The sequence below is a fragment of the Acinetobacter sp. ANC 3903 genome, from assembly GCF_002135315.1.
GTDB lineage: Bacteria > Pseudomonadota > Gammaproteobacteria > Pseudomonadales > Moraxellaceae > Acinetobacter.
In genome coordinates this window covers 1-22268 of the sequence record NZ_NEGA01000007.1, presented here as the reverse complement: position 1 = coordinate 22268, position 22268 = coordinate 1, and the positions used below count along the sequence as shown (strand labels likewise).

The following is a 22268-nucleotide window of genomic DNA, read 5'->3' as shown; positions in this document are numbered from 1 at the left end:
CACATAAATTAATAATATATTGATTTTAAACAAATAAAAATAAACCAAAATGGTCGGCTTTCAGTTTTTTTTATAAAATAGATATAACTCATTGATATATATTTAATTATAATAAAATACCAACTAAAAAGATAAAGTATTTTTTAACCAGACCCATTCAAAAAAAATGCTTTATTCAAGAGTTAATATGATTTTATAAACTATATTTTTTAGAAGTCATTTTTTAATTATATTAAATAAATATAGTACGATGATATAAAAATATCAAAAATCCCCGAAAATTAAAATCTAATGATAAAATTTTAAAATATTTCAACTGATCATAAATAATAAAGTCAGATATTTATCTAATAAATATCTGACACTAAAGTTTCATCTGAAGCACTGTGCAGTCAATATTGATCAGCTTTGGTGATTCGTTTTAATGCCGGATTTAAGCGTTCACGTTCTAAACGTTCGACATGGGTCTGCTGTTTACGCACAGGTCGGCCATCCTGAAATAAAATCATCTCTCCCGGTATAAAAGCGGTCCAGGTTTCATTTTGGGTTAACGGCTCTGTGGTAATGACGGCTACGCGATCTTCCGGTGTAGTCACCTGACTAAAATCAACCTCTACATCCAGATCAATCAATTGCGCAGGTTTAAAAGGATATTCACGTACCAGCCAGTGCAATTTGGTAATCGCATACGTAAATAATGCCTGACCGTTCGACAGGCAAAAATTAAAGGTGCCATGTTCGGCTATTTTTGGAGAAACCTCTGCCAATAAATCGAACACCTGATCGAGTTTGGGTTCATGGTAACCAAACTTAAGTACCAGTTGGTCCAGCAAGTAACAAAAAGCACGTTCGCTATCGGTATTGCCTACCGGGGTAAAACGCCCCGATAAAGTCGGATTAAAGTCATGTAAATCGCCATTATGGGCAAAAATCCACTGTCGTCCCCAAAGTTCACGGCTAAAGGGATGTGAATTTTCCAGATTAATTTTGCCTTGCGTGGCTTTACGGATATGCGCAATCACATTGCGTGATTTAATCGGATAATTACGAATCAGTTCAGCAATAGGTGATTCGACTGCAGACTGATTATCGACAAAAAGTCGGCAGGCTTTATCTTCAAAAAAAGCAATGCCAAAACCATCACAATGGTCGGAGGTAATGCCGGCACGTTGAGAAAAACCCCGAAACGAAAAAGTCACATCCGTGGGCGTAGCGCAATTCATTCCGAGCAACTGGCACATAATCTTAATCAAACAACAAATACATGATTTTTCTATTTTGCATACTCAATAGCACATTGTAAATCTCAATTCACGATTGCTATTACGATTTTATGTATTAGCTGAAAAACAATATTCTTATCGTCTTCTTATTGAACTCCTTAATATCCCCCTAAATAGCAACCACAAAAAAAAGCCTCACAAGGAGGCTTTTTAAAAATCACGGCTTAATGCTTGGCACGGTTGGTAATTAAGGTACCTACCCCATGATCGGTAAATATTTCCAGCAAAGTTGCATGAGGCACACGGCCATCCACAATATGTGCACTGACTACGCCAGCTTTGACTGCATCTAATGCACATCCCACTTTAGGAATCATGCCACCATAAATCACACCGGTTTCAATTAAACGGTCGACTTCCTGAGTGCTTAAACCTGTCAGCAGATTTTTATTTTCATCCAGTACACCGGTAATATTGGTCAGAAGAATCAGTTTTTCTGCACCTAAAGCTTCAGCGACTTTACCTGCTACCAAATCGGCGTTGATATTATAAGTATTGCCTTCTTCATCTACGCCTAAAGGTGCAATCACAGGAATGAAATCACCTTGGGTGAACATTTCAAGAACGTCGGTTTTTACGCCAACGACTTCACCAACCAAGCCCAGATCAATCTGTTGCACAGTGCCATCTGCAGCTGTTTTTTCCATCAATAGCTTTTGTGCACGTAGCAAGTTGCCATCTTTACCGGTCAAACCGATAGCACGACCACCATGCTGGTTAATCAGATTCACGATGGATTTATTCACACTACCACCTAACACCATTTCAACCACTTCCATGGTTGCAGGGTCAGTCACGCGCATGCCATCAATACGGTCAGATTCACGTCCCAATTGTTTCAAGAATGAATCGACTTGAGGCCCACCGCCATGCACCACAATTGGATTTAAACCTACAGTTTTTAACAATACAATGTCACGTGCGAACGAGCTTTCAAGCTCTGGATCGGTCATTGCGTTGCCACCATACTTGACTACTAGCGTCTTACCTGCAAAACGTTGAATATACGGCAAAGCTTCTGTCAAAATTTGTGCTTTGTCGATGCCAGTATGCTGATGTGGCATTCGCCTCTCCTTATTGAGCATCTAAAATGTCTTGAGCGATTTGAGGATATCGGTCACTTAACATGGAAACAAATGTGTGTCGAATATCGTTTAATCTTACAGGATTATCCGCATCAAAACGCACTGTAAAATATTCACCGGTATTCGATGCCCGAATAATGCCAAATCCATCTTCAAAATCAAGTCGTACACCATCAATTTTACTTAATTGTGCATCAAAATCCTGACTTTTCATTTCAACATCATGTAATACCGCTGTTGGTTCTTCACTATGGGTACTAATGTAGAGATCTTCAGTACAACTGCGTTCAGGATAAGCCAGCAATGCTTTTGACAGCGTTAAATCCGGTTGTTGACTTAAATATTCGAGAACACGTAAGGCTGCATACAAACCATCATCATAGCCAAAACCACGCCCATCATTAAACACATAATGACCGGCGTATTCTCCGCCAAACACCGCTTTGCCTTGTGACTTCGCCATATAGCTGCGTAAAAAAGAACTTCCTGTACGGATCATTTTGGCCTGTCCACCTAAATGACGAACCGTATTAGCCACCATGGTCGAACATTTGACATCAAAAACCACTTCATGACCGGGATGGGTCTTCAGGCATATTTCTGAAAATAAAGACAGCAACCGATCTGCGGAGATTGTCGTACCATTTTCGTTTATTAATACCAGACGATCACCATCACCATCCAGAGCTATACCGATATCGGCTTGTTGTTCAAGTACGGTTTTTCGTAATTCAACAAGATGTTTTTCTTGTGAAGGATCGGGTGCATGATCGGGAAAATGACCATTGGCTTCACAACGAATCAGTGTCAGGTCGCAGCCCATTTTTTTTAGCACTAAAACGGCACAGCGCCCTGCTGAACCATTCAAACCATCCAGTACCACCTTAAAAGGTCTTTTTAACTGAATGTCCTTCAATAGCGCATGTTGATATTCAAGACAATATTTAACCCCAATTTCATGCTGCATGGGTTCAATCAGAATTTTTTCTTCTGGAGCAAAAATCGAGCAAGCCGCTAAAGCTACCTGTTGAATCTGATCCGGACACGGCGGTTCGCCTTGAATAATCCATTTCACGCCATTATCTGTTTTGGCATTATGACTGGCAGTCAGCATAATGCCATTACCCTCAAATTGACGTGCAATAAAATACAGCAAGGGAGTTGAACAACAGCCAATAATTATGGCATGCAGCCCTTTTTCTTCACACACTTGTCTGATAATTTCTGCATATTGGGGACTAGTTAAGCGCGCATCGTAACCAATAGCCAGTTGAGTTTGCCCTAACTTTTGATATTGCATAACCAGTCCATAGGCAATGGCTTTGACAAGTTCAGGCGTCAAAAGTGATATGTGTCCGCGAATATCATAGGCACGAAAAATTTGTGATGGGAATTTTTTATTCTGAAAGTCCATAATAATTTCTTCTATTTACAATAATTTATAAAATAAAAATTTATGGAATGTTTGAGTGGATCCAAATGTACCAGTCCATCATGTCAGGGAGGTGATTATTCTTTCATATTCTAAAAGCATTTCAGCTTTTTAATCAATGATAAATAATGTAGTAGATCCGTATAAAAATATATGCCTATGAATTTGAAATATATATATTTTAGTTAAGAGAGAGAATCTTAAAGCAAATTACATTAAAAAACAATTACTTACTAAAAATGGAAAAATAACAACATCAAACATAAGCCACATCACAATCAATACAATATTAAAAAATATTCTAAGCAATTCATTTTATTATAAATGTGATTAATATTTTGAATAAGATTATTTCTAAAATGAAAAATGAAACCTGATAAACAAAATATAGCTGCTTGTTCATCAGGTTCTCAATTTTAAAACTAAATCAGGGCTTAACCTTTGCCAGTATGGCCAAAACCGCCTGCACCACGTTCAGTCGCTTCAAACTCATCCACAATATCGAACTGCGCTTGAACAACAGGAACCAGCACATACTGCGCTAAACGTTCACCAGGTTGTAAAGTAAATGCTGTTTGGCTACGGTTCCAAACCGATACCATCAATTCACCTTGATAATCTGAATCAATGAGGCCCACCAGATTACCTAGAACAATCCCATGTTTATGTCCCAGACCTGAACGCGGTAAAATTAAACCGGCAAAATTTGTGTCTTCAATATAAATGGCCAAACCTGTTTTAACCAATACAGTTTGCCCTGGTTCAATGACAGTCGCTTCATCTACACAAGCACGCAAGTCTAAACCTGCTGAACCCGAAGTCGCATAGGTTGGCATAGGCCATTCGCTGCCTAAACGTGTATCGAGTACTTTCACCTGAACTTTCATTTGTTTTTTCCTAATTGCATGGTTTAAATGTTGCTTGGTTTAAATCGTAAATTAACGCTTAATCAGCGCACGTAAATTTTCCAGATAATGCTGAGCTTGCAGTTTTGGATCAATATTGCCCGCTAATTTCTTCTTGCGCCCCAGCCATTCCAGCTCATCTTGCGGCAATTCATCCAGGAAGCGGCTTGGGGTCATCTGTTTCATCTGTCCACCCGCTTTACGCTGCTCGGCTAAAGTAATGGTCAACCCTTGACGTGCCCGGGTAATACCCACGTACATCAGACGGCGTTCTTCTTCGACCGTATCAGCTGCAATCGAGTTTTTATGGGGCAGCATTTCTTCTTCCAAGCCAATCAAATACACATAGGGAAATTCAAGACCTTTAGATGCATGTAAAGTCAATAAATTCACCTTGTCGGTATCTTCTGCTTCCTGCTGCTGCTCGAGCATATCTAGCAGCACCATTTTACGAATTACGCTTTCAATATTTTTGTCATCAACATCTTCAGCACGGTTAATCAGGCTTTGAATACTGCTATACAGCACTTCAATATTATCCAGCTTGGTTTTTTCCTGTGCCGGTGTCGCTGCATTTTCTTTAAGATAATCAATATAGCCCGCTTCATGCATCATCTGGCGAATAATCGGCACAGGCGCATCATCATCGAGTAGATTACGGGTAAAGTTGGCAATAAAATCGGCAAATTCAGCCAATTGTGTAGTGGCTTTTTTAGGAATCACCATGGTCAAGCGCTGATCACCAGCTGCCGACAATAGCGACAAATGATTTTCTTGAGCGAACAAGCCCAATTTTTCCAGTGTCACCGGACCAATGGCACGTTTAGGCGTATTAATAATCCGTAAAAATGCACTGTCATCTTCAGGGTTAATAATTAAACGCAAGTAACTCATGATGTCTTTAATTTCTGCGCGAGCAAAGAAAGACTGACCACCAGAAAGCTTGTAGGGAATCTGCATTTGACGCAGCTGTGTTTCTAAAATACGGGCCTGAAAATTACCCCGATATAAAATCGCGTAATCTTTCCAGTTTTTACCATTCATCAGCTTATGGGTAATTAAATCTTTCACCACGCGTTCTGATTCATCATCATCATTACGGCAGGTAATCACCCGAATTACCTCACCGTGGCCTTTATCGGACCAGAGTTTTTTATCAAAAATATGCGGATTATTGCCAATCACCGTATTTGCAGCTTTCAAAATACGGCTGGTCGAACGGTAATTTTGCTCTAATTTAATCACTTTTAAATTAGGAAAATCCTCTTTCAACAGCGCCATGTTTTCTGGTTTGGCACCACGCCATGCATAAATAGACTGGTCATCATCACCTACGGCCGTAAATTGTCCCATCACGCCCACCAGCAGTTTCACCAAAATATACTGCGCCGTATTGGTATCTTGATATTCGTCGACCAAGAGATAACGCACCCGATTTTGCCACTTATCCCGGACTTCGGCATTTTCTTGTAGTAAACGGGTTGGCATCACAATCAGGTCATCAAAGTCCACCGCATTATAGGCACGCAAGTTGCGCTCATAGAGTTGATATAAATGCGCAAACTGGACATCTTCAGCTGTTTCACAGGTGGTGTGAGCCTGTTCCGGTGGAATCAGGTCGTTTTTCCAGTCCGAAATCATTTTCATTGCCTTAGCAATCAGCTCTTTACTTTCCGCACCCGACAAATTATCGCGGTGCATTAAATCCATCAGAATGCGCTTACAATCATCGGCATCCAAAATAGAAAAATTATTCTTTAATGGTGTATGTTTCAGTTCCAGTCGCAGCAAATTCAAACCAAAAGTATGGAATGTTGAAACCGACAAGCCTTTCGCTTCTTCACGGGATAATAGTTTGCCCACACGCTCTTTCATCTCACGTGCGGCCTTATTGGTAAAGGTCATGGCGGTAATGCGATGTGCCGGAATACCGCAATTCTTGACCAGATGTGCGACTTTTCGAGTAATTACCGAGGTTTTACCTGAACCTGCCCCTGCAAGTACTAACAAGGGTCCTTGAGTGTATTTCATGGCTTCAAGTTGCTTGTCATTGAGTTGACTTGCCGACGACATAGTATTTCCTCGTATTGATTGGAGCTCGATTATAGTCATCTGTGCCAAACTTGCATAACCTAAAATACAGATTTGACATTCAAAAAAAAACCACCCGAAGGTGGTTTTCTCTGATTCAATAACTGAATTATTGAATTGCGTAGATGCTGATTTCTACACGGCGGTTTTGTTCACGACCAGACGCTGTGTTGTTGTCAGCGATTGGGTTAGCAGCCCCTTGACCTTGAGCGTTAATACGTGAAGTTGAAACGCCTTTAGAAGCTAAGTAGCTTGCTACTGACTGAGCACGTGCTTGAGACAATGGAATGTTGATAGAGTCATTACCAGTGCTGTCTGTATAACCAGTTACAAGAATACCGCTCTTGTTATCTTCAGTTAAAGTTTGCGCAACTTTATTCAAAGTAGTGTAGAAGTTAGGTTTGATATTTGATTTGTTGGTATCAAATGTAATGTTACCCGGCATAATCAAACCAACAGAACCATCCGGATTACGAGTAACGTCTACACCAGTACCCGCCATTTGTTGACGTAATTTTTTCTCTTTATTATCAAGATACACACCAGTTGCACCGCCTAATACAGCGCCAATTGCTGCTGCGCGGTTATTTTGTGCACTTGAGTTTGCACTACCCTTAGAAATACCATAACCAGCAGCTGCGCCAACCAATGCGCCAATTGCTGTTTTATCGTATTCCATACCGCCAAGATTGTTGCCACTTGTTTGACAGCCTGATAGTGCCAATGCCCCTGCTACAGCTGCTGAAATTACTAATGCACGCATTGCATGCCTCCTTGTTGTGTTTTATCGTATGGTGGAATAATGAATTAAAAAAAATGGGCATACCATTGATTTTTTGTAAATAATCCAATCATTAGTTACATTTTGTAATATTTTATATGAGTGTGAAGAATAACTTAAGCACAATTTCTTCATAGTTGTACGAATAGACTTTTTTATTTCAAATTCTGCAATTATATTAAATACTGAAAAAAAACATTTAATGATTTTCTTTTTAGGGCCGTTTTTTATTATGTCATCTCAAAATACCAAGCAACCGATATTAAAAAAAATATCTCGCGGGCTTACTGTCGGATCGGTGATTACCGGAAGTACTTTTTTTCATGGTCCACCTGTACTTGCCTTGGGATTGACTAAACTGATTAAAAAATCACGTAAAGTAGATGAAACCAACATTCAGATTACCAACAGCTGGCTCAGTGTCAATAATTGGCTGATTGACCATGTATTGCCCAACTTAAAGTGGGATATCAGTATTGAGGAAGGTTTGGATCTCAGTATGCAAGGTCGTTACCTGATGACCTGCAACCATCAAAGTTGGGTAGATACTACTGTAAATCAATATTTTGGTTTAACCCGCATGCCCCTGACCCGTTTCTTCACCAAGTGGGAACTGATCTTTATTCCTTTCGTGGGACAAGCCTTTAAAATTTTAGGTTTCCCGATGATGAAACGTCATAGCAAGGAACAAATTGCCAAAAATCCGGAACTGAAAACCCGTGACATGGAAGAATCACGTAAAGCCTGTGAACAGCTGCTGAGTCAACCTTTTACCTTGCTCAACTATCTAGAAGGCACGCGCTTTACCCCAGAAAAACACGACCAACAAAAGTCACCTTATAAGCATTTATTAAAACCTAAAGCAGGCGGTTTAGCTTTAGCCTTAAATATTTTAGGTGACAAAATTGATGCCCTGGTCGACATGACTATTGTTTATCCGGATGGTGCACCCGGTTATGGCGATTTCTGGCTAGGTGAGGTCAATCTCATTGCGGTGAATTTGCGTAAAATTGAAATTCCAGGCTGGGTATTAGGCGGTAATTATGAAGATGATGCCGAATATCGTGAACACTTTCAGCAATGGGTTCATGAGCTGTGGACTGAAAAAGACCAACTGATTGAACGCATGAAGCAAGACTTAGCTGCAAAAGCTTAAAAACACGCAAGGAAAAAAATGAAGCAAAATGACCAGATCACGCCCCCGACCTTTTCCTTTGTAAAAAAAGGCACTTGGGGATGGAAAGTTGCACTGGGCTATGACATTTTCATGATGGTTCTGATCATCATCAATTTAATCTGCTTAAGTGGCAATGCACTCCTGATGAGTGATTTCGGTGGCTGGCTATTTAACTTCATTCATCTTCCGGAACTGTTGCAATTTTACCGTACTGCATTACGCCCTTGGGTCATCATTACCGAAAGCTGGTTTACCAGTTTTCTGGTGATTGAACTGATGGTCCGCTGGACCATTGCCATTATTGGACAACATCATAAGCGCTGGTTTTTCTTCCCCTTTATTCACTGGTACGAAATTCTATCGATTATTCCGCAGCTGCGTTTCTTACGTTTATTACGTGCTGGAGCCATCGGCTACAACCTGCACCAGCATGATTATAAAGTCATTCCGGACGCTTGGTATCGGCGGGCTAAATTCTATTACCACATGGTGCTTGAAGAACTCACCAGCCGTATTGTACTTACGGTCTTAGACAGCATAAAACGTGAACTCTCGACCAGTACCACACATAAAAAACTGATTGAAGATCTGGTTGCCCACCACCGTGAAATGTTTGCCACTGCCCTGGCGGATATTTTGCAAGAATCTTTAGGCAAAGAGCTACAAGCGCAAAGAATCATGATTGCCGAAAATGTCGGTGATATTGTCAATCGCGCCATTGAAGATACGCCTGAACTGACCCAGCTGTTACGCCTGATTCCAATTGTCGGTGGCCGCATAGAGCAACAGATCCAGAGTATTGGCCAACGCTTGGGAGAAAATATCACTCTGGGACTGATTGAACCTTTTGCACACGGTCATAAAAATGAAAAAAATCTGGCATATTTAGAAATTTCAAATAAAATCAGCCAAATACAATTTGAAAATAATACGCATGTGGAAAAACTGGTTGAGTCTGCAGTTTTTGAAAGTTTAGAAGCCATTCGCCAGCAAGTGAAAATAAAACAATGGCAACAAATTCTGGAACAGCATGATCAAGTTAAAGAATGAACATAAGATTTAAAATATTGAAATCGCTGCTAGAGAAAAGCTGCAATTTGTTCTAGCATTTGCTCTATTTACAATATCACTTCGACATAAAACGAATGAGTCAGAAGTCTTAAGGAATAATTATGGCTGATATACGGATAAAAGGCAGAATGGTCAATGCGGTTCGCATTAGCTTAGATACCAATGATCACGATGCAATCCGCCAGCAACTCGCGCCATTGCTCCAAAAAGCATGTACACCGGGTACATTAGTTGTGATTGAAAGTTCAGTTGAACAAGAACTTATTGCTTTAATTCAATTGCTGATCAGTCTAGATGTGCAACCTATGGCTGTGACTGAAGGTGTACTGGCGGATCAGGCTCGTGCCATTCAGTTCCCGGTAATTCCTGCAGACCGTCCAATGCAGCAGATAAAACCTACCAAAGAACAGGTGATTGAAAGCAAACCTGCTACAGAAGACACAGCGCCTGCAACAACGACTGTAATAGAAGAGACTCCTGCGGCACCTGTAATTCGCCATGTGACTTCTTATCACGATGAAATTTTGCGCACTGGCCAATGCCTGGTGCAGGATCACGGCGATATTATTCTCAATGCCGGTATTAATAGCGGTTCTGAAGTTATTGCTTCAGGAAATATACATATTTATGGTAGCGCACGTGGTAGAGTCATCGCCGGCGCAGGCGGGAACGGTGCAGCGCGTATTTTCTGCCATTCTCTGGAAGCAGAATTGGTATCCATTGCAGGTACATATTGTGTGGCGGATGACATTCCCCCGCATGTCCTGAAGAAGGCTGTCCATATTTACTTGAATGATCATCAAGAACTTGTCTTTGAAGTTCTCGAATTTTAATGTATAAATAAACACCAAAAGCCCCATATTTAAAAAGGGGTTTGAACCATAACAGGAGTGGATTCGGTGGCGAAAATTGTTGTCGTAACATCAGGCAAAGGTGGTGTAGGTAAAACTACGACTAGTGCATCTTTTGCAACAGGTTTAGCCCTTCGCGGTCACAAAACTGTTGTGATCGATTTTGACGTGGGTTTACGTAACCTAGATTTAATTATGGGTTGTGAACGTCGCGTTGTTTATGATTTTGTAAATGTATTGAATAACGAAGCACGTCTTCAACAAGCGCTCATTCGTGATAAAGATATTGAAAACCTATATATTTTGCCTGCTTCACAAACCCGTGATAAAGATGCCTTGACCGATGAAGGTGTTGCACGTGTAATGGATGAACTTTCGCAAGAATTCGATTACATTATTTGCGACTCGCCTGCGGGGATTGAACGTGGTGCAATCATGGCGATGTATCATGCAGATGAAGCAATCATTGTGACCAATCCGGAAATTTCTTCTGTACGTGACTCTGACCGTATTATTGGAATGCTCGACAGCAAAACCAAAAAAGTAGAACAAAACGAAGGTCGCATCCGTAAACATTTGTGTATTACACGATTCAATCCAGAACGTGCTGATAAACAAGAAATGTTAACGATTGACGATATTTCTAAAGATATTTTACGTGTACCTACTCTGGGTGTTATTCCTGAGTGTCCAAGCGTATTACAAGCATCAAACGAAGGTAAACCTGTGATTCTGTTTACTGAAGAGTCAGCGGGTCAGGCTTATGATGACCTTGTCGCGCGCTTCCTGGGTGAAGAACGTCCTTACCGTCACATCGCGGTAAAACCTAAGGGTTGGTTAGCACGATTATTTGGAGCGTAAGAAATGGCAGGATTCTGGAGTAAATTATTCAGCAACGATGATAAACCTTCAAGCGCACAAACTGCTAAAGACCGCTTAAAAGTAATTGTTGCTTCTGAGCAAGGTTTAGGTAAACGCTTAAGCCAGGACAAAATTGACCTCATGAAAAAAGAAATCATGCAGGTGGTTAACCGTTATGTCCGCGGTGTTGATGAACAACATATTCAAATGTCGGTACGTTCTGAAGCCAATATTGAAATGTTAGAGATGAATATCAATTTGCCTGAAGAGCGATAATCTGAATTTTGATTAGTCAAGCAAATTGAATCAAGGCAAAATATGCGGCAGTTTAGGAAAAGCATTGCTTTTTTCCTGCCGTAAAATATTTTGCCTTTTTTATTTTTAATCAGTATATCAAGGAGATTGCGATGGCATTATCTCAGCCAGCAACGTTCAATGAAGAATGGTCAGATGAGCGTGTATTTGCCTACTTAACCCAGCTTCCTCCTGCAGGTGTAAATGCTGATTTTCACGTGCTTTATCACGCATTCAAACATATGCGTCCCAATGATTATGAGCGTTTATTGACTCAATTTGTTGCCGATGGCCGAGATGTCAATGCAACCAACTCTGAAGGTCAACGCATTCATGACGTGATTGCACAGTACCCGCGTCAAAGCGAAGGCTTCCTGGACGTTCTTGCCAAGTTTGCTTAATGCAGTCAATTTAATTAAAAAGCCTGCTTGTTGCAGGCTTTTTAATTTCTTGGATGAGCATTAGAACAACAGCCACATCAACATAGGAAAACTTAAGGCAAAGCATAAGGTTTGCAGGCTAATCACCCCCGCCATGAGTTCACTGTCACCCTGACAAAATTTGGTCAACATATAAGATGCCGTTGCGGTAGGCAAGGAAAAAAATACAACCAATACAGCCTTTTCCAGCTGACTTAGGGGCATCATAGAACAAATGGCATATGCTAGAAGTGGCATCAGCACTAAACGGCCTACAGTATTGATGGCTAGACGCGGTAAAGAACGACCTAAAGCTGAAAACTGCAAGCCGGCACCCACACAAATCAAGCCCAAAGGCAAACTCATTCCGGCCAATAGTTTCAGTGCGTTTTCAATTCCAATAAATAGTTTTAATCCACTCAAATTAAACAGCATGCCTACAATACAGCCTAAAATTAAGGGATTTTTGAATACTGACAACAGCGTATTCTTAAAAGATACCCCTTGTCCCTGTGAAAAAGACAATACCGAAATAATATTCACCAAAGGAATCGAGACCACTATAATCATGGCAAATAACTGCATGCCTTTGGCACCAAATAATGGGGTCATTAGTGACAAGCCAATATAGGTATTAAAACGAATATGACTTTGCATATAAACGCCAAAGCGTGCTGCAGGAATGTAACGCCATAATTTGAATGACCAAAGCAGCAAACTGGAAATAATAATGATGATAAACAAGGTAACCAGCACCAGTTTGACCGCATCCAGATCCAGCTCTATATAAGCCAGATTGGTAAACAAAAGGGTTGGAAATAAAATGAAGTAGTTAAATTTCTCTGCTCCAGCCCAAAAATCCGTTGCAAGATACTGACTGCGTTTGAGTAGATAACCCATAGCAATCATGACGATCAGTGGAAATAAGGCGATCAGAATATCCATAACTATCTATTTTCAGCAGCTTAACTGCACTTTAACTTTCATCAGGCTGATAATATAATCCTCATTCAACCTCATCATAAAATGAGTTTTTACTCATATCGCTCATGACGTTTAGCCAGCTTGAAATTTTTATTTTGGTTGCAGAAAACCAGAGTTTTACCCTAACTGCAAAACAACTCGGCATTACCCAGTCTGCAGTTTCACATGCGCTAAAGAGTCTGGAACAGCATTGGAAGGTATGCTTATTTTCACGCAATCAGCACAAAATTGAACTGACCACAATTGGCACACAGTTGCTACGACATGCGCAAAGTATTTTAAATACTGCGCAAAGCATGCAGCAGGAAGCTGCGGCTGCACATGGCGTGCATCAAGGTACTTTAAGGATTGGTTCTTTTGGAGCCTCAGCATCCATCCATTTATTACCGGAAATATTAACTGCGTATCGGCAACGCTACCCCAATATTGAAATTTATGTGGATGAAGGTACCGATGAACAGGTTTCGCAGTGGATTTTGGCTAAACAGGTCGATGTCGGTTTTGCCGTATTACCACGACAAGAGCTGGATACATTCCCTGTGATTCAGGACATTTTTGTTGCCCTTATTCCCAAAAGTTACCCAATTGCCTGCAAAACTAAAGTCAGTATTGCAGAATTGGCGGATTATCCATTTATATTAACCAAAGCCGGTAGCCAGACGCATGTAGAACTTTTATTCAAACTGCATCAAATTCAACCCACCATTAAATACCAGTTATCACAACTACTGACTATTTTAAATATGGTCAATATCAACGAAGGCGTGTCTATAGTCGCGGATATGGCCATTACCCCCGAGCTGTTAGCATTACACCCTAATGTGGTAAAAAGACCGCTCACACCCAATACCCAGCGCCATATTGGGCTGGCTGTAGCGAATAAGAAATTTATGAGTCCTGCCACCAAAGCCTTGATTGAACTGGCTCAGGACATGTTTTATTTTAATAAATAAAGAAAGAAAAAAAGAAAAAAGCCTGCATGAAGCAGGCTTTTTTTTAAATCCGGGATTAAACCAGAATATCGCGCTTACCATTGGCACCCATGCCGCTGACAATGCCATTTTCTTCCATCTGGTCAATAATGCGTGCCGCACGGTTATAACCCAGACTAAACTTACGCTGTAGCGATGAGGTCGATGCCTTGCGTGTTTCCAAGACAAAGGATACGCATTGGTCGTAAAGTGCATCGCGGTCTGAGCCACCATCACCATCTTCAAAGCCACGCGAAGTCGGCTCTTCATCATAAGGTGTCAGGATTTCATCCACGTAATTAGGCTCACCACGCTCACGCCAAGCATCACAGATATTGTTTACTTCATCATCGGAAATAAATGCGCCATGCACACGTTCCGGCTCAATCTTGCCCGGCCCAAGGAACAGCATATCACCATGACCTAACAGGTCTTCTGCCCCGCCCGCATCCAAAATGGTACGCGAGTCAATTTTACTGTTTACCCGTAAAGCCACACGGGTTGGAATATTGGCTTTAATCAAACCGGTAATGACATCCACCGATGGACGTTGGGTCGCAAGCAGCAAGTGAATACCGGCAGCACGTGATTTTTGTGCTAAACGGGTAATCATTTCTTCAGCTTTTTTACCCACCTGCATAATCATGTCGGCAAATTCGTCAGCCACAATCACAATGGATGGTAAAGGCGTTAAACGTGGTGCACGCTCTCCTACCACTGAATCGCTGGCTTTCCAGGTTGGATCAATCAGGTCCTCACCATTGGCAATAGCTTCTTCAACCTTGCGGTTATAGTCACTGAGTTTACGAATCTTTAAATAAGACATCAGCTTATAGCGACGTTCCATTTCATTGACACACCAGTTCAATGCATTGACTGCATCTTTCATGTCAGTCACGACTGGGGTGAGCAAATGAGGAATATCGTTATAATTGGCCAGTTCCAGCTGTTTCGGGTCAATCAAGATTAAACGCAATTGATCGGGAGTATATTTCAACAGCATCGATAGAATCATTGAGTTTACCGCAACCGATTTACCTGAACCGGTGGTTCCTGCAACCAGCATATGCGGTGCTTTACCCAAATCTGCAATCACGGGATTCCCTGAAATATCCTTACCCATTGCCATCGAAAGAATGCTATTTGGGTCGGTAAAAGCAGGAATGGTCAATAACTCGATCAGACGCACCATTTCACGAGCACTATTCGGTACTTCAATGCCGATATAGGGCTTACCCGGAATCACTTCAACCACACGTACCGATGCCATCGACATAGAACGGGCCAAATCTCGGGAAATGTTAGTCACCTTCGATGCTTTCACACCCGGTGCCAAATCAAGTTCAAAACGGGTGACCACAGGTCCCGGTTGTGCTTCAACCACTTGCGCTTTGACATTAAACTCTTGCAGCTTAATTTCAAGTAACTCGGATAAACGTGCCAGCTGTTCAGCAGTGAAATTCACTTTCTTGTTTGGATCTACTTTATCCAGCAATTCCAGCCCAGGTAAAGTAGGTAAGTCACGACGCTTTTGTGCCACTTGCATGGCACGTGACATCGGTCGTCCCATGGCATCAGTTAAAGGCGCATCCAGATCAAAATCATCTTCATCAAGCTCAGCTTCAGCAACAGGCTTGCCTGCTGTTTCCTGCCAAACTTCACGGAATACATCTTTATTTGACGCGATCAACGCCTTTTCATCGTCTGAAATACTGGGTTGTTGCTGCAACTGGCTATTAATTTCCGCGCGTACAAATGCCGAGGATTGGGCATAACTGCTGGTGCTACGTACTGGTGCAGCAGGCTCAATGTCCTCTACCAATAACTCATCTACCAGCAAATCATCCAGCTCGTCAAACTCGTCATCCAACGCAGTATTTTTGGGCGTATTGTTGAGCAACGGTGATGCAGCCATACTCGCAGATGCCGCCGTCACGATCTTTTCTTCAGGGAGAGTTACTGAAGATGGCTCCGGGTCGACATGATTAAATGGGGTATGCACATCCGTGGCGATTTTTCCACCCGGCACAGCGGCAAGCAATTCATCAAAAATTTCATCATCATCCCAATCCAGATTTTGTTTAGCAGTCTGGGAAGTCGATGCTAGTGGCTGCTCATCAACAAATGCCTGAAAATGTTCATGCGGTGTATGTTTTTCAGACTCTTCAGCCGCTTTGAGCAAGGCATCAATATCTTGATTATGGTTCTGGTTGTCATCTGAGTTGAGTGCACGCCAGACTTCACCTGTTGCCACTACACGCTGGGTATTCTGTTCCAGACGATGGGCTTTTTCTAAAACCTGTTCGAATTCTGCCTCGTCTTGATCATCCACCAACAGTTGTTGCGCATACAGCTCTTTTTCTACCATATCATCAAACAGGCGTTCTGCTGCCGGATCACGAACGATAGGCGACAATTCTACTTGTTTATGTTCAGAGACTGGGCTGAGTTTTTCTGCAGCTGGTTTTAGTTTACTACCGACAAGTGATTTTTTAACTTCAGGCGTGGTGCGATCAAATGCAGACTCGGTTTCAGGCACATTTTTATAAAATAAGTCTTGCAAATAAGCAGGTGTTGCTTTGAGTGTGTCCCAGGTTCTGTTCCACTTCACGCCAAACGCGAATGTGAATAAAACGAACCAGAACAGCAGCAGAAAAATGGTTGCACCATAAATGGTTAAAATTTGCGAAAGGCTTTGCCCCAATTCATAACCAATAATACCGCCGGATGAATTATCCAGGGTATCTGCCGGCACTTGCCAGTACAGATACAGCAAACTTGCTGTTGCCAGCAAAATAAAGAATTGTGCAGCATAGCGAAATGGCTTATTTAGAAAACTATAAGGCCACCATACCTGAATGGCTTCCACGAATAGAAAAATCGGGATGAGCAAACTGGCCCATCCTAGAAAACCGAACAGCAAATCTGCGATCCACGCCCCTGCAACTCCACTGGCATTTGACACCTGCAGGGTATCACTGGAAATGTGCATCCAGCCCGGATCAAAAGGCGTATAGGTCACTGTTGCAAGGAATAAATAAATTCCAAATGAGACTAAAAATAATGTCTTTATTAAGCGCTGTGCATAAACACCCGACACCGCAGTCATATACTGTCCTGTAACCAATTTTTCATTCATGTTTTTTGTAAGAAACTAAGACAAAATAGTTTCACAATAAACTCGGTATTATGCACCTGTTCAAAGAAAAAAGATGCAATATTATGTAGTGGCTGCTGCTAACAAATCCGCTGGATTGAGTATCTAGTACAGCGCCGTTGTTGTATATAGCTCAAATCGATTTGAATGATCAATAATATCGACATCGAACTCACACAACTGTTATAGAGTTTCACGTATAATTCCACAAATTTCTAAATAAAAAAAGGATGCTGCGAATGAGCGCTCGTCACTCACGCTTGATTATTCTAGGTTCAGGCCCTGCGGGTTATAGCGCAGCAGTTTATGCTGCACGTGCCAACTTGAAGCCAACCCTGATTGCCGGTTTACAGCTCGGTGGTCAATTGACCACCACCACTGAAGTTGATAACTGGCCAGGTGATCCGGAAGGTCTAACCGGCCCTGCCCTGATGGAACGTATGCAAGCGCATGCGGAACGCTTCGGCACCGACATTGTCTATGACCATATCAACGAAGTTGATTTAAGCGTTCGTCCATTCGTTCTAAAAGGCGATATGGAAGAGTTCACTTGTGATGCATTAATCATTGCAACAGGTGCTACTGCACAATATTTGGGTCTTGAATCCGAAGCTGCATTTATGGGTCAAGGCGTAAGTGCATGTGCAACGTGTGATGGCTTCTTCTACAAAAACCAGAAAGTCATGGTTGTCGGTGGTGGTAACACAGCAGTTGAAGAAGCACTTTATCTTTCAAACATTGCTTCGCATGTGACTCTGGTTCACCGTCGTGATTCATTACGTTCAGAAAAAATCTTGCAAGATCATCTGTTCGAAAAAGAGAAAGAAGGCAAAATCAGCATCATCTGGAATCATCAGGTCGATGAAGTTCTGGGTGACAGCAAGTCAGGTGTAACTTCTGTTCGTCTGCAGTCTACCCAAGATGGCTCTAAACAAGATGTAGAAGTTACTGGCTTATTTGTTGCCATTGGTCATAAACCCAATAGCAGCATGTTTGAAGGTCAATTGAACCTGCGTGATGGTTATATTCAAGTACAAAGCGGTACTGCAGGTAATGCCACTGCAGCCTCTGTAGCGGGTGTATTTGCTGCGGGTGATATTGCTGACAGTGTTTACCGTCAAGCGATTACTTCGGCAGGTTCAGGCTGTATGGCGGCACTGGATGCTGAAAAATACCTTGATGCTTTAGGTGACTAATTGCAATAAATCCATTTCTTGCAATAAAAACCGTCCTATCTAGGGCGGTTTTTTTTGTATGATAAAAATACCCAACTTTTCATTGCCGGTTATTTTCCAGTTCAGGCTAAATCCTATGCATACATTAGCACCTTCAGAATTTATTTTTCCCGATCCCATCGAAGCTGATCCCGATCAGCAAGGGCTGATCTGCATAGGTGCTGACCTCGCCCCTTCTACCCTGTTTGAAGCCTATACCCATGGGTTGTTTCCCTGGTTTTCTGAAGGTGAGCCGATTTGTTGGTGGTGTCCGGAGCCACGCTGCATTATCCGTCCACAGGATTATCATCCCAGCAAATCCTTAATTCGCAATATGAAAAAGTTTGATTATCAAATCACGGTCAACCAGGCCTTTGAACGGGTGATCCGCTCTTGTGCCCTGCCGCGTAGTTATGCTGAAGATACCTGGATTTCTGAAGATATTATTGATGGATACTGCCAGTTATTTGAAGCCGGTTATGGCTATAGTATTGAAGTATGGGATGCAGGCAAAGTGGTGGGCGGTTTATATGGCGTGACCATTGGACATGGCTGTTTTGGTGAGTCAATGTTTAGCACGCAAACCGATGTCTCAAAAATGGCATTTTATACGTTAATGCTGATCGGACAGGAAAATCATCTGCCCTGGATTGACTGCCAATTGGTTAATGATCATCTTTTAAGTCTGGGTGCCTGTACACTTTCTCGCCAAGCCTATCTTAATTCGTTACAAGATGTTGTAAAACAGCCTGCTATCGATTGGAAAAAATATCAAGAGGGTGTATTTTCAAGTAAAACAATAGCGCAAAAAGCGCGGTTAATTGAATGAAAATAACAGAGGGATCTTGCCATGAATTCGTATCACCCAAAGTCCCTGCTCAATGATTTACAGTATTACATTACGCCGCCGCATAGCTGTAGTTATCTGGAACAGAAATCGGCACGGATGGTCTTTTTAGATCCTGCCCATCGCATTGATGTGGTCAGCCTGTCTGAACTTTCACGTCTGGGATTTCGTCGCAGTGGCGATTTTGTTTATCGCCCTGAATGCCACCTCTGCCGTCAGTGTTTATCTTGCCGGGTGCCTGTTAATGACTTCCAAATGAACAGTTCACAGAAAAAAGCCTGGAAACGCAATCAGGATTTGACTGTTAAAATTACCCGTACAGCAGATGCTACCTCAGTTCATTATGCCTTGTATGAACGCTATATTTTCGAGCGCCATGCAGATGGCGATATGTTTCCCCCTAGCGTCGATCAATTTGAAAAATTTTTGGTGCATAGCTGTACCGACAGTTTTTTTCTTGAATTCTGGAAAGATGACCAGCTGATTTGCGTTTCAAGCTGTGACCCTTTGGATGATGGAGTTTCTGCGGTTTATACGTTTTTTGATCCCGATGAGAATCGACGTTCACTCGGGGTATTTGCTGTACTCAAACAGATTGAACATGCCAAAGCTTTAGCTTTGCCTTATGTCTATTTGGGCTATTGGGTTCCGCATTCCGATAAAATGAACTATAAATCTCAATATGTGCCTTTGGAACTGTTGATTGATGGACAATGGCGACGTTTGAACCGTTTGCTGAATCAGGAAGAAATTCAGCAATTGGGCAATTCCCTCATGACGACTCTGCCCTCAGGATGGAATAACCCAATTATTAAATAATGTTGTACTTATGATTTAAAAAGCTGGGCAAAATCATCACTACAGGATTTCACCATAATAATGGCATGCTCGCGCGAACCATTGGCTTTGGGATAATAATTTTTGCGTAAATCGATTTGATGAAAACCGGATTTTTCATACAAGGCTATGGCAGCCTGATTACTTTCTCGTACTTCCAGAAATATTTGTAGCGGATTATTCTTCAGCTGGGCAATTGAAGCTTCAAGCAGTTGATAACCTAAACCTTTGCCTTGCTGACTCGGATGAATAGCCATCAGTAATAAATTGGCTTCATCCAGAACCGGTTGCAAGATACAAAAACCGACCACCTGTCCTTGTTGTTCAATCACGGTACTGTGATAAGAATCGATTGATTCTTCAAACTGCTTTACTGTCCACGGATGGCTTTGTACTAATTTTTCAATGTTTGCGACTGTTTGCACATCCGCATGCTGCATCAAACGAATCATCTTCGTTCATCTTTTAAGTAACAGAAACTTCGCATTATATGAAGTTTGCATAAAAAATCGAGTAAAAAAATGGGCAATCGAAATTGCCCAAGAAGCCAAACTGCTTTTAAAAACCTAAATTGTCTTTCCAGGTTGCTAACAAACTGACTGTATCTAAATCATTCGGATGAAAACCCGGTCTAAAATAGGCCAGCATTTCCTTGCCCATACCAGTGATAATTCCTTTAGATGGACTATAGGCATAGTTATAAATATCTTTTAATGATTCACGATTAAACTGCTTATCTTCATTTAATAAACGTGCCAAAAAATAAGATTGGGTGATGAATAAAATGACCATAGCCAGTGTTAATGAACCGGTACGTAATGCATAGGCTTTTATGCCGCGCCCAAAAACGCCTTCAAAAACATCATAAGCCACAGCTTTGTGTTCATTTTCTTCTATTGCATGCCATACCCACAGGGTTGCCATGGTCTTGTCTGTCATCAAGTCTTGAATATGCTGGTTACGTAGTAGTTCAGAAGCGATGGTGGCAGTAAAATGTTCCAGTGCTGTGGTAGCGGTTAAATCTACCATTTCCTGGGTAATTCCTAATGGTTTAGCCACTTTTGCGAAGAGTTTACGTGTGGTCTGAATAACCGTATCGGTCTTCGCATCCAAGGTTGCAACATCATGCCCATATTTTTGTGCTGAAGCATTAAAGCCTACATGCTCTTGAGTATGCATGGCTTCTTGCCCAATAAAAGCACTAATTTCTTTTTGTAATGCCTGATTGTCTTTAATCGCTGGATGATTGCGAACAGCACGCACACTATCAATAAAGAACTTTTCACCAGCTGGAAATAACGCAGAAAGTGCAGTCATAAAATGAGTCAAGCCTGCTGAACCATTCATCCAATATTCAGGAACATTGTCAAAATCAAAATTCATCCGTCGGACTGGAAAGCTTGCACCCGCACGATTACTAATATTGACCTTTGCATTCATGATGCTTTACTCCTATCTAGCAAAGAAATTGCCAAATTCACTTTTGTTTTTCTTAATTGTTATATTACGTGTTTAAAAATTGGCTATAAGTGCAGATAAGGTCAGGAAAATATCAGTTAAGGACATGAGGAGAAATAAAGCACTGCTTTAATTCGACGCAAAAGTAAATTGCGATAGCGAGATCACTTTATAAGCTAAGCAATCGAGATACAAAAATCCTCACGCATAAAAAAAGCGCCCCAAAGGGACGCTTTTTTTTCACACAATCAGCGATTATGCAGTTACTTTAGCAACTACACCAGCACCAACTGTACGACCGCCTTCACGGATCGCAAAACGTAGACCTGGGTCCATTGCGATTGGGTGGATCAATTCTACTGACATTTCTACGTTGTCACCAGGCATTACCATTTCCACGCCTTCTTGTAATTGGATCGCACCAGTTACGTCAGTTGTACGGAAATAGAATTGTGGACGGTAACCGTTAAGGAATGGAGTGTGACGACCACCTTCTTCTTTAGAAAGTACGTATACTTCTGCATCGAATTTAGTGTGTGGCTTAATTGTA

Annotated in this window: 20 protein-coding genes and 1 pseudogene; 10 read left to right on the top strand and 11 right to left on the bottom strand. The window is 41.6% G+C overall.

Features of this window, described 5'->3' with window-relative positions:
- Nucleotides 1–392 precede the first annotated feature (392 nt).
- From B9T29_RS06710 to B9T29_RS06685, 6 genes are all read right to left on the bottom strand, one after another.
- Nucleotides 393–1241: a class II glutamine amidotransferase gene (locus B9T29_RS06710; RefSeq protein WP_086175188.1), complete on the bottom strand. Its 849-nt coding sequence runs from the start codon at nucleotides 1239–1241 to the stop codon at nucleotides 393–395.
- A gap of 206 nt (nucleotides 1242–1447) precedes the next feature.
- Nucleotides 1448–2347 (bottom strand): acetylglutamate kinase, encoded by a 900-nt coding sequence (gene argB / locus B9T29_RS06705; protein WP_086175187.1) that lies wholly within the window; start codon nucleotides 2345–2347, stop codon nucleotides 1448–1450.
- A gap of 10 nt (nucleotides 2348–2357) precedes the next feature.
- Nucleotides 2358–3782, bottom strand: coding sequence for a phosphomannomutase/phosphoglucomutase (locus B9T29_RS06700; protein ID WP_086175186.1), 1425 nt, complete (start codon nucleotides 3780–3782; stop codon nucleotides 2358–2360).
- Between the two features lie 452 nt (nucleotides 3783–4234).
- Nucleotides 4235–4687 (bottom strand): dUTP diphosphatase, encoded by a 453-nt coding sequence (gene dut / locus B9T29_RS06695; protein ID WP_086175185.1) that lies wholly within the window; start codon nucleotides 4685–4687, stop codon nucleotides 4235–4237.
- A 51-nt stretch (nucleotides 4688–4738) separates the two neighbouring features.
- Nucleotides 4739–6778, bottom strand: coding sequence for a UvrD-helicase domain-containing protein (locus tag B9T29_RS06690; protein ID WP_086175184.1), 2040 nt, complete (start codon nucleotides 6776–6778; stop codon nucleotides 4739–4741).
- A 127-nt stretch (nucleotides 6779–6905) separates the two neighbouring features.
- Nucleotides 6906–7559: an OmpA family protein gene (locus B9T29_RS06685; protein ID WP_086175183.1), complete on the bottom strand. Its 654-nt coding sequence runs from the start codon at nucleotides 7557–7559 to the stop codon at nucleotides 6906–6908.
- 250 nt (nucleotides 7560–7809) lie between these two features.
- Here B9T29_RS06685 and B9T29_RS06680 point away from each other — a divergent pair, with 250 nt between their 5' ends.
- The 6 genes from B9T29_RS06680 to B9T29_RS06655 all read left to right on the top strand — a co-directional run bounded on the left by B9T29_RS06680 (nucleotide 7810) and on the right by B9T29_RS06655 (nucleotide 12232).
- The gene (locus B9T29_RS06680; protein ID WP_086175182.1) at nucleotides 7810–8733 is read left to right on the top strand and encodes an acyltransferase; all 924 of its coding nucleotides are present in this window, start codon (nucleotides 7810–7812) and stop codon (nucleotides 8731–8733) included.
- An 18-nt stretch (nucleotides 8734–8751) separates the two neighbouring features.
- The gene (locus B9T29_RS06675; protein ID WP_086175181.1) at nucleotides 8752–9804 is read left to right on the top strand and encodes a hypothetical protein; all 1053 of its coding nucleotides are present in this window, start codon (nucleotides 8752–8754) and stop codon (nucleotides 9802–9804) included.
- Nucleotides 9805–9926: 122 nt separating this feature from the next.
- Complete coding sequence (gene minC / locus B9T29_RS06670) at nucleotides 9927–10658, top strand: septum site-determining protein MinC (protein WP_086175180.1); 732 nt, start codon at nucleotides 9927–9929, stop codon at nucleotides 10656–10658.
- A 66-nt stretch (nucleotides 10659–10724) separates the two neighbouring features.
- Nucleotides 10725–11537: a septum site-determining protein MinD gene (gene minD / locus B9T29_RS06665; RefSeq protein WP_086175179.1), complete on the top strand. Its 813-nt coding sequence runs from the start codon at nucleotides 10725–10727 to the stop codon at nucleotides 11535–11537.
- 3 nt (nucleotides 11538–11540) lie between these two features.
- Nucleotides 11541–11813, top strand: coding sequence for a cell division topological specificity factor MinE (gene minE / locus B9T29_RS06660; protein ID WP_086175178.1), 273 nt, complete (start codon nucleotides 11541–11543; stop codon nucleotides 11811–11813).
- 131 nt (nucleotides 11814–11944) lie between these two features.
- Nucleotides 11945–12232 carry a PA4642 family protein gene (locus B9T29_RS06655; RefSeq protein ID WP_086175177.1) on the top strand — a complete coding sequence of 96 codons (288 nt, stop codon included), beginning with the start codon at nucleotides 11945–11947 and terminating at the stop codon, nucleotides 12230–12232.
- Nucleotides 12233–12292: 60 nt separating this feature from the next.
- Here the strand turns inward: B9T29_RS06655 and B9T29_RS06650 are convergent, their stop codons facing one another.
- Complete coding sequence (locus B9T29_RS06650) at nucleotides 12293–13195, bottom strand: AEC family transporter (RefSeq protein ID WP_086175176.1); 903 nt, start codon at nucleotides 13193–13195, stop codon at nucleotides 12293–12295.
- A 104-nt stretch (nucleotides 13196–13299) separates the two neighbouring features.
- Between B9T29_RS06650 and B9T29_RS06645 the strand changes: the two genes are divergently transcribed.
- On the top strand, nucleotides 13300–14187 hold the full coding sequence (locus tag B9T29_RS06645; RefSeq protein WP_086175175.1) for a LysR family transcriptional regulator: 888 nt from the start codon (nucleotides 13300–13302) through the stop codon (nucleotides 14185–14187).
- Between the two features lie 55 nt (nucleotides 14188–14242).
- Here B9T29_RS06645 and B9T29_RS06640 read toward each other — a convergent pair whose 3' ends face one another.
- Nucleotides 14243–17314, bottom strand: coding sequence for a DNA translocase FtsK (locus tag B9T29_RS06640; protein ID WP_086175174.1), 3072 nt, complete (start codon nucleotides 17312–17314; stop codon nucleotides 14243–14245).
- Between the two features lie 287 nt (nucleotides 17315–17601).
- Here B9T29_RS06640 and trxB point away from each other — a divergent pair, with 287 nt between their 5' ends.
- From trxB to B9T29_RS06625, 3 genes are all read left to right on the top strand, one after another.
- A complete protein-coding gene (trxB, locus tag B9T29_RS06635) occupies nucleotides 17602–18558 on the top strand; it encodes a thioredoxin-disulfide reductase (protein WP_086175173.1) in 957 nt (318 codons plus the stop codon).
- Nucleotides 18559–18673: 115 nt separating this feature from the next.
- A complete protein-coding gene (gene aat, locus B9T29_RS06630) occupies nucleotides 18674–19405 on the top strand; it encodes a leucyl/phenylalanyl-tRNA--protein transferase (RefSeq protein ID WP_086175172.1) in 732 nt (243 codons plus the stop codon).
- Nucleotides 19406–19426: 21 nt separating this feature from the next.
- Entirely contained in the window at nucleotides 19427–20242 is an 816-nt protein-coding gene (locus B9T29_RS06625) for an arginyltransferase (protein WP_086175171.1), read from the top strand.
- 8 nt (nucleotides 20243–20250) lie between these two features.
- On the opposite strand, the gene rimI is transcribed toward B9T29_RS06625, so the two are convergent.
- From rimI to B9T29_RS06610, 3 genes and pseudogenes are all read right to left on the bottom strand, one after another.
- The gene (rimI, locus tag B9T29_RS06620) at nucleotides 20251–20712 is read right to left on the bottom strand and encodes a ribosomal protein S18-alanine N-acetyltransferase (protein WP_086175170.1); all 462 of its coding nucleotides are present in this window, start codon (nucleotides 20710–20712) and stop codon (nucleotides 20251–20253) included.
- A 106-nt stretch (nucleotides 20713–20818) separates the two neighbouring features.
- Complete coding sequence (locus tag B9T29_RS06615; RefSeq protein WP_086175169.1) at nucleotides 20819–21700, bottom strand: metal-dependent hydrolase; 882 nt, start codon at nucleotides 21698–21700, stop codon at nucleotides 20819–20821.
- Nucleotides 21701–21973: 273 nt separating this feature from the next.
- Nucleotides 21974–22268 (bottom strand): annotated as a pseudogene (locus tag B9T29_RS06610) (elongation factor Tu); the annotation flags it as partial.